12 protein-coding genes and 1 tRNA gene are annotated in these 13,276 nt (G+C 69.0%); 5 read left to right on the top strand and 8 right to left on the bottom strand.

Features of this window, described 5'->3' with window-relative positions; all coding sequences use genetic code 11:
* Positions 1-53 precede the first annotated feature (53 nt).
* From QZ814_RS18110 to QZ814_RS18095, 4 genes are all read left to right on the top strand, one after another.
* The gene (locus tag QZ814_RS18110; RefSeq protein WP_294334889.1) at positions 54-506 is read left to right on the top strand and encodes a hypothetical protein; all 453 of its coding nucleotides are present in this window, start codon (positions 54-56) and stop codon (positions 504-506) included.
* A 66-nt stretch (positions 507-572) separates the two neighbouring features.
* On the top strand, positions 573-1,007 hold the full coding sequence (locus QZ814_RS18105) for a hypothetical protein (protein ID WP_294334888.1): 435 nt from the start codon (positions 573-575) through the stop codon (positions 1,005-1,007).
* A 36-nt stretch (positions 1,008-1,043) separates the two neighbouring features.
* Entirely contained in the window at positions 1,044-1,697 is a 654-nt protein-coding gene (gene fsa, locus QZ814_RS18100) for a fructose-6-phosphate aldolase (protein WP_294334887.1), read from the top strand.
* A gap of 326 nt (positions 1,698-2,023) precedes the next feature.
* Complete coding sequence (locus tag QZ814_RS18095) at positions 2,024-2,917, top strand: tyrosine recombinase XerC (protein ID WP_294334884.1); 894 nt, start codon at positions 2,024-2,026, stop codon at positions 2,915-2,917.
* A 121-nt stretch (positions 2,918-3,038) separates the two neighbouring features.
* On the opposite strand, the gene QZ814_RS18090 is transcribed toward QZ814_RS18095, so the two are convergent.
* The 4 genes from QZ814_RS18090 to rsmI all read right to left on the bottom strand — a co-directional run bounded on the left by QZ814_RS18090 (position 3,039) and on the right by rsmI (position 5,971).
* Positions 3,039-3,626: a DedA family protein gene (locus QZ814_RS18090; protein ID WP_294334882.1), complete on the bottom strand. Its 588-nt coding sequence runs from the start codon at positions 3,624-3,626 to the stop codon at positions 3,039-3,041.
* A gap of 15 nt (positions 3,627-3,641) precedes the next feature.
* The gene (gene gshB / locus QZ814_RS18085) at positions 3,642-4,598 is read right to left on the bottom strand and encodes a glutathione synthase (protein ID WP_294334874.1); all 957 of its coding nucleotides are present in this window, start codon (positions 4,596-4,598) and stop codon (positions 3,642-3,644) included.
* A 31-nt stretch (positions 4,599-4,629) separates the two neighbouring features.
* Positions 4,630-4,989, bottom strand: a complete 360-nt coding sequence (locus QZ814_RS18080; RefSeq protein WP_294334872.1) for a YraN family protein — start codon at positions 4,987-4,989, stop codon at positions 4,630-4,632.
* Between the two features lie 148 nt (positions 4,990-5,137).
* Entirely contained in the window at positions 5,138-5,971 is an 834-nt protein-coding gene (rsmI, locus tag QZ814_RS18075; protein WP_294334871.1) for a 16S rRNA (cytidine(1402)-2'-O)-methyltransferase, read from the bottom strand.
* Between the two features lie 11 nt (positions 5,972-5,982).
* Here rsmI and QZ814_RS18070 point away from each other — a divergent pair, with 11 nt between their 5' ends.
* Entirely contained in the window at positions 5,983-7,182 is a 1,200-nt protein-coding gene (locus QZ814_RS18070; RefSeq protein WP_294334870.1) for a penicillin-binding protein activator, read from the top strand.
* A 114-nt stretch (positions 7,183-7,296) separates the two neighbouring features.
* Here QZ814_RS18070 and hemW read toward each other — a convergent pair whose 3' ends face one another.
* The 4 genes from hemW to QZ814_RS18050 form a co-directional block, all read right to left on the bottom strand.
* A complete protein-coding gene (gene hemW, locus QZ814_RS18065) occupies positions 7,297-8,439 on the bottom strand; it encodes a radical SAM family heme chaperone HemW (RefSeq protein ID WP_294334869.1) in 1,143 nt (380 codons plus the stop codon).
* Between the two features lie 11 nt (positions 8,440-8,450).
* A tRNA-Gly gene (locus QZ814_RS18060) sits at positions 8,451-8,524 on the bottom strand.
* Positions 8,525-8,562: 38 nt separating this feature from the next.
* The gene (locus QZ814_RS18055; RefSeq protein ID WP_294334867.1) at positions 8,563-10,077 is read right to left on the bottom strand and encodes an efflux transporter outer membrane subunit; all 1,515 of its coding nucleotides are present in this window, start codon (positions 10,075-10,077) and stop codon (positions 8,563-8,565) included.
* Positions 10,074-13,274 carry an efflux RND transporter permease subunit gene (locus QZ814_RS18050; RefSeq protein WP_294334866.1) on the bottom strand — a complete coding sequence of 1,067 codons (3,201 nt, stop codon included), beginning with the start codon at positions 13,272-13,274 and terminating at the stop codon, positions 10,074-10,076. The genes QZ814_RS18055 and QZ814_RS18050 overlap by 4 nt, the downstream gene beginning before the upstream one ends.
* Positions 13,275-13,276 lie beyond the last annotated feature (2 nt).

The following is a 13,276-nucleotide window of genomic DNA, read 5'->3' as shown; positions in this document are numbered from 1 at the left end:
CGGCGGAACGGGAATCCCCTATCACCGGTTGGTCGTTCCCAGGAGGCTCGCCGATGTTCATTCTTGCCCTGCTGCTCGCCCAGAGCGTCCCCGCCCAGGCGACCACGGCCTGCAAGGCGCCCGACGCCAGCCTGCCCGCACCGCTGGCCGGCTGGAGCACCCCCGGCGACAGGCTGGCGACCGACAAGGCGGTGGCGCTCGACACGGTGGACGGCGCGACGCTGAAGGGCTTGCCTGCCGGCACCAAGCCGGGGCGCGCGGCGATCGTCGCCTTCCGCGTCGCCAAGGCGGGCACCTATGGCATCGCGCTCGACCAGCCCGGCTGGATCGATGTGCTGCCGGGGGCGGAAGGCGGCGCGGCGCTCGCATCGGTCGCCCACGGCCACGGCCCGGATTGTTCGACGATCCGCAAGATCGTGCGCTTCCAGCTCGCGCCCGGCAGCTACCGCGCCGTGGTCAGCGGCCTGGGCCAGGCCAAGGCCAAGCTGATGCTGGTCGCGGACTGAAGATTCCACTTGTTGTGAAGATGGAACGAAGGTAGAACGCCGACTCGCTGAACAGGGGAGTCGGCGATGCTGATCTTCGTAGCCGCATTGATGCTGACGGTGCCGCCGCAATGCACCGAGCTTCCACGCAACGTCACGGGCTGGGACCAAATTGGCGAGGGGCTCGATACCCGCCATGCGACCAGGCTTGCAGCCAGGAGCGGCAAGGCGGAGACGCAGGTGACGATCCGCAAGGCGGGCACGTTCGGCATCGCCGCCGATCAGTCCGGCTGGATCGATGTTGCGCGCGGATCGGGCAAGCCGCTGCGCACGGCGTCGTTCGGCAAGGCGATTGCCTGCGCAGGGATCGCCAAGATCGTCTATTACCGGCTCGAGCCGGGCACCTACCGGGTGACGGTGGGCAAGCTGCAGAAGCCGCAGGTCAAGCTCATGCTGGTGTATGGCGATCGCGGCGACGGGACGCGCAATCAGGGGTTTGCCCGGCGCGCGCGCGTCGGCTAGGCGGGCGGCGAGATTCCACTGGAAGGTCCAGCTGCCATGAAGTTCTTCGCCGACACCGCCATCATCGACGACATTCGCGACCTTGCCGATGCAGGTCTGCTCGACGGCGTCACCACCAACCCGTCGCTGATCGCCAAGTCCGGCCGTAACTTCCTCGAGGTCGTGGCGGAGATCTGCGCGATCGTCGAGGGTCCGGTTTCGGCCGAGGTCGTCGCGCTGGATTACGAAGGCATGATGCGCGAGGCGGAGATCGTCCGCAAGATCGCCGACAATGTCGCGGTCAAGCTGCCGCTGACGATCGACGGCCTCAAGGCATGCAAGGCGCTGACCGACGACGGCACGATGGTCAACGTGACCCTCTGCTTCTCGGCCAACCAGGCCTTGCTGGCGGCGAAGGCGGGCGCGACCTTCATCTCGCCCTTCGTCGGCCGGCATGACGACATCGGCTTCGACGGCATGGACCTGATCGAAGACATCCGCCTGATCTACGACAATTACGATTTCGGCACCGAGATCCTGGTCGCCAGCGTTCGTCATCCCATCCACGTCCTGCAGGCCGCCAAGATCGGCGCCGACGTGATGACCGCCCCGCCGGCGGTGATCAAGCAGCTGGTCAAGCACCCGCTGACCGACAAGGGGATCGAGGCGTTCATGGCCGATTGGGCCAAGACCGGCCAGACGATCGGCTGAGGACTGCATTGCCCCTCCCGCTTGCGAGTTTCAGGTCGATCAAGCCCCCGGCTTGATCTAAACCATGCGGGGCATGGTTTACCTGAAACGGGGCGAGGGAGGGGCTGACGTGGAAGTTTCGAGCTCCGCTGCGGCCTCGCCGTTGCCCGATCGTGCAATGCAACCGCGTCCTGCCAGGTACCGTGCCATCCCCGCGAAGGCGGGGATCCATTGGCGCTGATGCAGCGGTTCTTTCCCCCAGTGCACGGGCGAATGGATTCCCGCCTTCGCGGGAATGACGACGGTCTCTTTGGAGCGCTTCCGCCCAACGCGGGGCCGCCGCACCCATGACCGACCTTCCCCTGCCGCGCCGGTTCGGCGAGCATCTCGGCCGCGACCGGCGGCGGTCGCCGCACACGATCCGTGCCTATGAGGCGACCGCGATCCGGTTGCTCGCCTTTCTCCAGCGCCATTGGGGCGGCCCGGTTGCCCAGGACGCGCTCGCCAAGGTCAGCGCGGCCGATCTGCGTGCCTACCTCTCGGTGCGCCGCGACGAGGGCCTGTCGAACAGCTCGGCCGCGCGCGAGCTTTCCGCCGTGCGCGCCTTCCTGAAATTTGCCGGGGGCGACGACGCCCAGATGCCCCGGGTGCGCGGCCCCAAGGTGAAGAAGGGCCTGCCGCGCCCGATCGCGCCGCACGAGGCGGTGGCGCTCGCCGAATGGGCGTCGGACGAAGCGAGCGAACCCTGGATCGCCGCCCGTGACTGGGCGGTGCTGCTGCTGCTCTACGGCGCCGGCCTGCGCATCGGCGAGGCGGTGGCGCTCACCGGCGCGGTGCTGCCGCTCGGCGCCACGCTCCGCGTCACCGGCAAGCGTGACAAGACCCGCGACGTGCCGCTGCTGCCGGAAGTCCGCGGCGCGATCGAGGCCTATGTCGCCGCCTGCCCTTGGGGCACCGCGCGCGACCTGCCGCTGTTCCGCGGCGCCAAGGGCGGGCCGCTGCCGCCGGGCGCGATCCGCAAGGCGGTGCGATCCGCCCGGACCAGCCTGGGCCTGTCGGATCGCACCACGCCGCACGCGCTCCGGCACAGCTTCGCGACCCATTTGCTCGGCCGCGGCGCGGACCTGCGGGCGCTGCAGGAACTGCTCGGCCATGCCAGCCTGAGTTCGACGCAGGTCTATACGGCGGTCGATGCCGCGCATCTGCTGGACGTGTATCGGGCGGCGCATCCGCGCGCATGATCGCCACCCCACCCGTCATCCCAGCGAACGTTGGGATCTCATGCAGTAGCGCCCCACCGTCGCAGCAACCAATGGGAGATCCCAGCGTTCGCTGGGATGACGGCCGGTGGCCGGATTGCGCTTACGCCCGCCGCGGCTTCCAGGTGAGCACGCGCCACACATAGAAGACCAGCATCGCGACCACGCCGATCACGATCACCGGCGTCACGAACCGGTCGATCTCCGCCACCGCCGCGCCCAGCCCATAGCCGACGCCGACCAGCGCCGCGTTCCAGATCGCGCTGCCCACCGCGGTGTAGAGGCAGAAGCGCCAGAACGGCATGTGCATCAGCCCCGCCGGCAGCGAGATGATCGTCCGGCCGAACGGCATGAAGCGGAACACGAAGATCGTCGGGCCGCCCCAGCGATCGAAATAGCCCTTGAACCGCTCGACATCGTGCCACTCGACCGTCAGCCAGCGACCCCAGCGCGCGACAAAGGGCTGCAGCCGCTCATAGCCGAGCCGCCGCCCGATCTCCCACCAGAAGAGATTGCCGACCACCGTGCCCAGCGTGCCGACCAGCACCAGCAGCACGGGATCGAAATGCCCGCGCGCCGCACCAATGCCCGCCATCCCCATGATCGCCTCGGACGGGACCGGGGGAATGACATTTTCCAGCACCATCAGCAGGAAGATGCCCCAATAGCCCCAGCCGAGTACCACTCCCATCGCGTCAGGACCCGATCAGCCGCGCGCGGCGACCCGGCGCTCGATCGCATCCCAGATCATGCCCGCCGTATCGGTGCCGTTGAAGCGGTCGATCGCGACGATGCCCGTGGGCGAAGTGACGTTGATTTCGGTCAGCCATTGTCCGCCGATAACGTCGATACCGACGAAAAGGAGCCCGCGCTTCTTGAGTTCCGGCGCGAGCACGGCGCAGATTTCCTGCTCGCGCGGCGTCAGCTCGGTTTTCGCCGCCGATCCGCCGACCGCGAGGTTGGAGCGGATCTCGCCCTCGCCCGGCAGCCGGTTGATCGCGCCGGCCACCTCGCCGTCGACCAGCACGATGCGCTTGTCGCCCTTGACGATGTCGGGAAGGAAGGCCTGCACCATGTGCGGCTCGCGATAGGCGGTGTTGAACACCTCGATCAGCGAGGAGAGGTTGGCGCCGTCGCGGCCGATCTTGAAGATCGCCTTGCCGCCATTGCCGTGCAGCGGCTTGACGACGATCTCGCCATGCTCGGCGAGGAACGCCTTGGCCTCGTCGACCGAGCGGGTGACCAAGGTGGGCGGCATGAACTGCGCGAAATCGAGCACCCACACCTTCTCGGGCGCGTTGCGGACCTGCGCAGGGTCGTTGACCACCAGGGTGCGGTCGGCGATGCGCTCGAGCAGGTGGGTGGCGGTGATGTAGCCCAGGTCGAACGGCGGGTCCTGCCGCATCAGCACGACATTGGCCTCGTCGCCGAGATCGAGCTTCACGGGCTCGCCGAAGCTGAAATGGTCGCCGGCGACGCGCTGCACCGTCACCGGGTGCGCCCTAGTCCAGACACGGCCGGCGCTGTAGTTGAGGTCTTCGGGCGCATAATGGAACAGCCGGTGGCCGCGCGCCTGGGCCGAAAGCATCAGCGCGAAGGTCGAGTCGCCCGCGATGTTGATCGAATCGAGCGGGTCCATCTGCACGGCGACGGTAAGCGACATGTAGCCTCCGAGAGTGTGTTGTCGGGCTACGTCACCCGATCCAGGCGTTCTCGATATGGCGAGGCAGCGCCCGCGGGGCAATGAGGATCACGTCGACTCGGATGTCATCGCCCGGCCCTGCATAGCGCGGCATCAGCAGTTCGGCGGCAGCGGCGACCCGGGCGAGGCGACGCTCGTCGATCGCGAAATCGAGTTCGGCGGCGGTTTTCCGCGTCTTCACCTCGACGAACGCGACGAGCTTGCCGCGCCGTGCGACGATATCGACCTCGCCCGCCGGCGTGCGCACCCGCTGGTCGAGGATGTGCCAGCCGCGCAGCCACAGCCACCAGGCGGCGCGGCGCTCGCCGTCGCGGCCGCGCAGCTCGGCGGCCTGGCGCCTGGGGCTTTTCATCTGGTCCCGCCCTTCGCCGCAAAATCCATCGTCATTCCCGCGAAGGCGGGAATCCGTTCGCCGTGACGCGGGGGGAAGGAACCGAGCCGGCGACCCCAATGGATCCTCGCCTTCGCGGGGATGACGATGGGGAGGGGAGGGCGGGAGGTCACCCCTTCAGCTCCATCGCCCGGGCGTAGAGTGCCTTGCGATCGAGCCCCAGCTTCTTGGCGACCTCGCCCGCCGCCTTGGAGGCGGGCAGGCGGGTGAGCGCTTCCACCAGCGCGGCCTCGCCGTCTTCGAGCGTCGCGGGCGGCGCCTCGCCCGGCGGGCCGACGAGGATGACGATCTCGCCCCTGGGCGGCGCCTCGGCATAGCGGGCGGCGAGGGTGGAGAGGGTGCCGGTGACGCATTCCTCGAACTTCTTGGTGATCTCGCGCGCCACGCCGGCCTCGCGGTCGCCCAGTCCCTGGGCGAGGGCCGACAGGCAGGCCGAGAGGCGCGGGCCCGATTCGTACAGCACCAGCGTCGCCTTGATCGCGGCCACCTCGGCAATCGCCTCGGCCCGCGCATGGGCCTTGCTCGGCAGGAAGCCGAGGAAGAAGAAGCGATCGGTCGGCAGCCCGGCCAGCGTCAGCGCAGCGATGGCGGCGCAGGGGCCGGGGATCGTCACCACCGTGTGGCCGGCGGCGCGGGCGTCGCGGACCAGCTTGTAGCCGGGATCCGAGATCAGCGGGGTGCCTGCGTCCGAGACCAGCGCCACCGCCTCGCTGCCCATCCGCGCGATCAGGCCGGGGCGCACCGCATCGGCATTATGGTCGTGATAGGGCTGCATCGGTCGCTTCACCCCGATGTGGCGGAGCAGGCCGGCGGTCACCCGGCTGTCTTCCACTGCAACCACATCGGCTTGAGAGAGTATCATGCTGGCGCGCGGCGACAGGTCACCGAGATTGCCGATCGGAGTGGCGACGATATAGAGGCCGGGCGCAAGTGTAGGTTCCATCGGGGAGAGTCATGGCAGAGGGCAGCGGCAGATCGCAACCGGGACGCTTCGCGTTCCTCCGTTTGGCCGTACCCGGTCTCACCCTGCTGGCCAGCGCCTGCGTCGCGCCGCGCGGCGGGCCGCCGCCGGCACCGCCGGCGCCGATCGAGCGCCCGGCCGAGAAGCCGAGCACGCCGATCACCCAAGGCCTGCCCCAGGATGTCGCCCGCCACCGCGTCGCGCTGCTGGTGCCATTGAGCGGCCCCAATGCCGGCGTCGGCCGCTCGCTGCAGAACGCGACGCAGCTGGCGATCCTCGACACCAATACCGATGCGATCCGCATCACCAGCTATGACACTGCCGGTCCGGGCGGTGCGCTGGCCGCGGCCGAGCGCGCCATCGCCGAGGGCAACAAGCTGATCCTCGGTCCCTTGCTGGCCGAGGACGCCCGCGCCGTGGCGCCCGCCGCCCGCAAGGCGCGGGTGCCGGTGCTCAGCTTCTCCAACGACGCCAGTGCGGCGGGCGGCGGCGTGTATCTGCTCGGCTATTCGCCGGCCCAGTCGATCGAGCGCGTCGTCGAGTATGCCAAGGGCAACGGCATCACCCAGTTCGCCGGGCTGATCCCCTCGGGCGTCTATGGGCAGCGTGCCTCCACCGCCTTCCTCCGCGCGGTGGAGAGCGCCGGCGGCAAGGTGCTGGCGATGCACAATTACGATGCCCGGCCGGGTTCGATGAACAGCGCGATCGCCAAGCTTTCGGGGGTGCCCTACCAGGCGATCCTGATCGCGGGCAGCGCCGGGTCGGCGACGGTCGCGGTGCCGGTGCTCCGCCGCTCGGCCGCCGGCAAGTCGGCGCGGGTGCTCGGCACCGAGCTGTGGAACACCGATTCGGCGATCGCCACCCGGCCGGTGCTCAACGGATCGTGGTTCGCCAGCGTGCCGGACAATGTGTATCGCCAATATGCGGTGAAGTACCGGACGCGCTTCGGCGCGGCGCCCTATCGCCTCTCGGCGCTGGGCTATGATGCGGTGCTGCTGACGGTGCGGATCGCCCGCGAGTGGAAGACCAACACCGATTTCCCGGCATCGATGCTGGTCGACCATGATTTCGGCGGGGTCGACGGTGCCTTCCGCTTCGGTCGCGACGGCATCGCCGCCCGCGCGCTGGAGGTGCAGGAAGTGCGCGACGGCACGATCGTGACGGTGTCGGCAGCACCTGCCAGCGCCGACTGAGCAACCTCCACCAGGCGTCACCCCAGCGCAAGCCGGGGTCTCCTTGGGGCCGGGCGACGCGGATGCCGCGCTTCTGCGAGAGATCCCAGCGTTCGCCGGGAGGACGGCAGGGGTTCAGGCCACCAGCTCGCGCAGGATGGCTTCCAGCACGGGCATGCCGGCTTCGGTGACTCGCAGCCGGCAGCCGTCGCGTTCGGCGAGGCCCAGGCGCACCAGCCGATTCAGCGCGGCGCCGTCGATCGGTGCGGTGCCGCCGCCCAGTTCCGCGACGCGGTCGAGGTCGATGCCCTCGGCGATGCGCAGCCCCATCAGCAGCGCTTCGGTCGCGCGGTCCTGCGGATCGAGCACGTCCTCGCGCTCCATGCCGTGGCCGTTGCGGTCGAGCGCGGCCAGCCAGTTCTCCGGCTTCTTGTGGCGGAGCGTGGCCAGCCCGCCGCGCCGTCCATGCGCGCCAGGGCCGATTCCCGCATAGTCGCGGTAGCGCCAATAGGTGAGGTTGTGCCGGCTCTCGGCGCCGGGCCGGGCATGGTTGGAAATCTCGTAGGCCGGCAGGCCCGCCGCCGCGGTGATCGCGCGCGTCGTCTCGAACAGGTCGGCGCCCGTATCGGCATCGGGGATGGTCAGCTCGCCCTTGGCGGCAAGCGTGGCAAAGCGGGTGCCCGGCTCGATGGTGAGCTGATAGAGCGAGAGATGCTCGGTGCCGAAGCCGATCGCGCGGCGCAACTCGGCTTCCCAGGCCTCCAGCGACTGGCCGGGCCGGGCATAGATCAGGTCGAAGCTCACCCGCCGGAACGCGGCCTGCGCCGTGGCGAGCGCCGCCAGCCCTTCCTCGACGCCGTGTGCGCGGCCAAGGAAGCGCAGTGCGTCGTCGTCCAGCGCCTGCAGCCCCAGCGATACGCGGTTGACGCCGGCCGCCGCGATATCGGCGAATCGCGCGGCCTCGACCGAGGAGGGGTTCGCCTCCAGCGTGATCTCGATGCCGTCCTCGAAGCCCCAGGCGCGCTCCGCCGCGTCGAGGATCGCCGCGACCGTGGCAGGCGGCATCAGCGAGGGCGTGCCGCCACCGAAGAAGATCGAGCCGAGCCGCCGCCCCGGCAGCATCGCCGCCTCATGTGCCAGATCCGCCAGCAGCGCATCGCGCCACCGCGCCTGGTCGACGCTTTCGCGGACATGGCTGTTGAAGTCGCAATAGGGGCATTTGGACACGCAGAACGGCCAATGCACATACAGTGCGAGCGGGGTGGAGGGATCTGTCATGGGATGCAAGGTGGAGCGGGTAGCGGGAATCGAACCCGCGTATTCAGCTTGGAAGGCTGCTGCACTACCATTGTGCTATACCCGCCCGATGCATCTGCGCCTGCCACAAGCAGGGGCGTGTGGTCAACCGCCTGTGCCTGCCCCGGTTCCGGGCGCGGCAGCCGGCTGCGGCCCCTGCGGCGTCACCTCCAGCTGCGAATCGCCGCCCAGCGCACGGTAGAGGTTCACCCGGTTGGTCGCAGCGGTCAGCTGCACCGTCACCAGCTGCTGCTGCGCGGTGTAGAGCGAACGCTGCGAGACCAGGCTTGCCAGGAAGGTATCGATCCCGCCGCGATAGCGCGCCTCGCTCAGCCGATAGGTGTCGAGCGCGGCGTCGGCCTGGAGCTGGGTGGCGCGCAATTGCGCGTCGATCGTGCCCCGGGTTGCCAGCGCATTGGCGACGTCGCGGAACGCGGTCTGGATCGCACGCTCGTAATTGGCGATCGCCGCCTGCTGCTGCGCTTCGCTCAACCGTACATTGGCGCGACCGGCACCGCCGCGGAAGATCGCATAGCTGGCGGTGCCGCCTGCCTGCCAGTTGAACGCGTCGCCGTCGAACAGGCTCGACAGCGCCGAACTGGCAAAGCCGAGCACGCTGGTGAGGCTGATCCGCGGAAACAGCGCGGCCCGCGCCGCGCCGATCTGGGCGTTGGCGGCGCGCAGCTGATATTCGGCCTGCACCACGTCCGGCCGCCGCAGCAGGATGCTCGATTCGAGCCCGGCGGGCACGGAGGCGATGGTCGGTGCCGCTTGCTCGATCGAGGCGGGAAGCAGAGCGGGGTCGATCTCCGAGCCGGCGAGCAGGCGCAGCGCGTTGACGTCCTGCGCGAGCAGCGTCGTCTGGCGCGCGATGCTGTTCTGCGCGGTGGCGAGCGTCTGCTCGGCCTGCCGCAGATCGGTGCGCGGGGCGATGCCGCCGTCGAGCCGGGCGCGGGTGAGCCGCACCGTGTCCTCGGCGCTCTTGGCGGTCTGCTGCGCGACGGTCAGCAGGCTCGCGTCCGAGGCATAGTTGAGCCAGGCGGTCGCCACGTCGCCGACCAGCGTCAGCCGCGTCGCGCGGGCGCCGGCCTCGGTGGCGAAATAGCTGTTCTGCTGGGCGCGGGTGAGCGAGGCGAGGCGGCCGAACAGGTCGAGCTCGAAGCCGGTGATCCCGGCCTGGGTGGTATAGTTGGTGCGCAGGGCGGTGCTGTTGCCGCCCACGGCCCCGGTGTTGCCCGTGGTGCCGCCGACGCTGCCGCTATTGCCGAGCCCGTTGGTGGTGGCCGTGCCCCGACGCTCGGTGACGCCGCCGCTGAGGTCCACCTCGGGGAACTGGGCGCCACGCTGGATCTGATATTGTGCGCGCGCCGCCGCGATGTTGGCGGCCGCCACGCGCAGGTCACGATTGTTGGCCAGCGCCTGTTCGATCAGCTTCTGCAGCCGCGCGTCGCGGAACACGTCGCGCCAGCTGAGCGCGGGCAGCGTCGCCTCGTTCTCGCGCAGGTAGGAATCCCCAGCCGGCCAGCTCGGCGGCACGGGCGCGGCCGGGCGCACATCCTTCGGCGCCATCGAGCAGCCGGCCAGCGCGGCGGTCGAAAGCAGGATCAGCGCGCGCTTCATGCCTGGGCCTCCGGGGTGTGGCGATGGCGGCGGTTGCGCAGCGCGGCCAGGCCGTCGCGCACGCCGCGGCGGACGAGCACGAAGAACAGCGGGATGTAGAAGATGGCGAGGATCGTCGCCGTCAGCATGCCGCCGATCACCGAGGTGCCGATCGCGACGCGGCTGTTGGCACCCGCGCCGGTCGAGATCGCCAGCGGCAGCACGCCGAAGATGAAGGCAAGGCTGGTCATCAGGATCGGGCGGAGACGGATGCGGGCCGCTTCCAGCGCCGCCTCGATCACCCGCTTGCCCTGCTTCTCGGCCTGTTCGGCGAACTCGATCATCAGGATCGCGTTCTTGGCGGCGAGGCCCATGGTGGTGAGCAGGCCGATCTGCAGATAGACGTCGTTCTGCAGGCCGCGCAGCGTCACCGCGAAGATCGCGCCGACCAGGCCCAGCGGAATGACCAGCAGCACCGCGATCGGGATCGACCAGCTCTCGTACAGCGCGGCGAGGCAGAGGAACACGACGAGCAGCGACACGCCGTAGAGCAGCGGCGCCTGGCCCGAGGAGAGCCGTTCCTGATAGGACAGGCCGGCCCAGGCGACGCTGGTGCCGGGGATCTGCGCGGCGAGTTCGGCGATGCGCTTCATCGCCTCGCCCGAGCTCTTGCCCGGCGCCGCCTGGCCGCTGAACTCGAACGACTGCACGCCGTTGAACCGCGCCATCGAGGTCGGCGCCGTCGCCCAGCTGGTCGAGGCGAAGGAGGTGAACGGCGCCATCTGGCCGTTGCTGCTACGCACGAACCACTGCGCCAGGTCGCTCGGTTCCGAACGATAGGGGGCGTCGCCCTGCACATAGACGCGCTTGACGCGGCCGCGGTCGATGAAGTCGTTGACGTAGCGGCCGCCCCAGGCGGTCGACAGCGTCGAGTTCACATCCGCCTGGCTGAGGCCGAGCGTGGCCAGCTTCTGCTGGTCGAGATTGACCTTCAGCGTCGCGACGTCGGGAAGGTCGGTCAGGCGGACCGCCGCCAGTTCCGGGTCCGCCATCGCGGCGGCGAGCAGCTTGTCGCGCGCCGCGAGGAACTGGTCGCGCGGCATGCCGCTCGAATTGAGCAGTTCCATGGTGAAGCCGGTCGACTGGCCGAGGCCGCGGATCGCCGGGGGCACCAGCGCGAACACCTGCGCGTCGCGGAAGTTGCGGAACGCCGCCGTCGCGCGATTGACGATGCCGTCGGCGCTGTTCTCCTGGCCCTTGCGGTCCGACCAGTCGGCGAAGTTCAGGAAGCCCTGGCCGGTATTCTGGCCGGCGGGGCCGCCGCCACCGCCGCCGCCCGCGACCGAGAACATTACCGAGACGTTCTTGGCTTCCTTGGTCAGGAAATATTTCTCCACCGCCAGCTGCACCTCGCGAGTGCGCGACATGGTGGCGCCGGCGGGCAGGCGGATCTGGAGCGAGGCCGCACCCTGGTCCTCGGTCGGCAGGAAGCCGGTGGGCAGGCGCACGAACATCAGCACCAGCACCGCGCAGACCGCGAGGTAGATCAGCAGGAAGATCCACTTGCGATCCACCACCGCCTGCACGCCGCGAACATAGCGGTTCACGCCGCGGTCGAAACCGTTGTTGAACTTGGTCTTGGCGGTGGTCAGCCCGCGGCCGATCCACGGGAACCGCCGCGCCACCCACGTCTCCTCGACGTCCTTTTCCTGGCTCTTCTGCTTGAGCAACGTGGCGGTCAGCGCCGGGCTCAGCACCAGCGCGACGAGCACCGACAGCACCATGGCGGAGACGATCGTCACAGAGAACTGGCGATAGATCACGCCGGTCGATCCGCCGAAGAACGCCATCGGCAGGAACACGGCCGACAGCACCAGCGCGATCGCGACCAGCGCCACCTGGATCTCGTCCATCGAGCGGATCGTCGCCTCGCGCGGCGTCATCTCGGGATTTTCTTCCATCAGCCGCTCGACATTCTCGACGACGACGATCGCGTCGTCGACGAGCAGGCCGATGGCGAGGACGAGCCCGAACAGGGTCAGCGTGTTGATCGAGAAGCCGAGCGCGTAGAACACGCCGAAGGTGCCGAGCAGCACCACCGGCACCGCGATCGCGGGGACGAGGGTCGCGCGCCAGCTCTGCAGGAACACGAACATCACGATGACGACGAGGACGATCGCCTCGAGCAGCGTCTTCACCACCTCCTCGATCGAGAGCTTGATGAAGCCGGTGGTGTCGTTGGCATAGGCGTATTTGAAGCCGGGCGGGAAACCCTTCGAGGCGGCCTCGACCTGCGCCTTGACCAGTTCGGCGGTCTTGAGCGCGTCGGCACCGGGCGACAGCGAGATGGCGAGGCCGGCGCCCGGATGGCCGTTGATCCGGCTGGACGAGTTGTAGTTATCCGAACCGAGCTCGACGCGGGCGACATCGCGCAGCTTCACCGCGGCGCCGGTCGAATCGGTCTTCACGATGATGTTGGCGAACTGCTCGGGCGTCTGCAGCCGCGACTGCGAGGTCACCGTCGCGTTGAGCATCTGCTCCTGCGGCATCGGCTGGCCGCCCAGCTCGCCGGCGGCGATCTCGGTATTCTGGTTCTGGATGGCGGTGATGATGTCGTTCGGGATCAGCCCGTAGCTCGAAAGCCGCGCCGGGTTCAGCCAGATGCGCATCGCATAGGGCGCGCCGAACACGTTGGTGTCGCCGACGCCCTCGATCCGCGACAGCGGATCCTGGAGGTTGGAGGCGAGCCAGTCCGAGACGTCGAGATTGCTCTTCTGGTCGGTCGAATCGTAGACGCCGACGATCATCAGGAAGTCGGGGTTCGACTTGGTGACGGTCAGGCCCTGCTGCTGCACCTGGCTGGGCAGGCGGGAGAGCGCCTGCTGCACCTTGTTCTGCACCTGCACCTGGGCGATGTCCGGGTTGGTACCCTTCTGGAACGTCGCCGAAATCGTCACCTGGCCGCGCGAGGTGGACGAGCTACTGAAATAGAGCAGACCGTCGATGCCGCTCAGCTGCTGCTCGATCACCTGGGTGACGCTGTTCTGCACCGTCTCCGCCGAGGCGCCGGGATAGGTCGCGCGGATGTTGACCTGCGGCGGGGCGATGTCCGGATATTGCGCGATGGGCAGCGCGAAGATCGCGCCCAGGCCCATCAGCATCACGATGATGGCGAGCACCCAGGCGAAGATCGGCCGGTCGATGAAGATGCGCGACATGG

Source organism: uncultured Sphingomonas sp., assembly GCF_913777625.1.
In the GTDB taxonomy this organism is placed as follows: Bacteria; Pseudomonadota; Alphaproteobacteria; order Sphingomonadales; family Sphingomonadaceae; genus Sphingomonas.
This window is presented reverse-complemented; position numbering and strand designations above follow the sequence as displayed.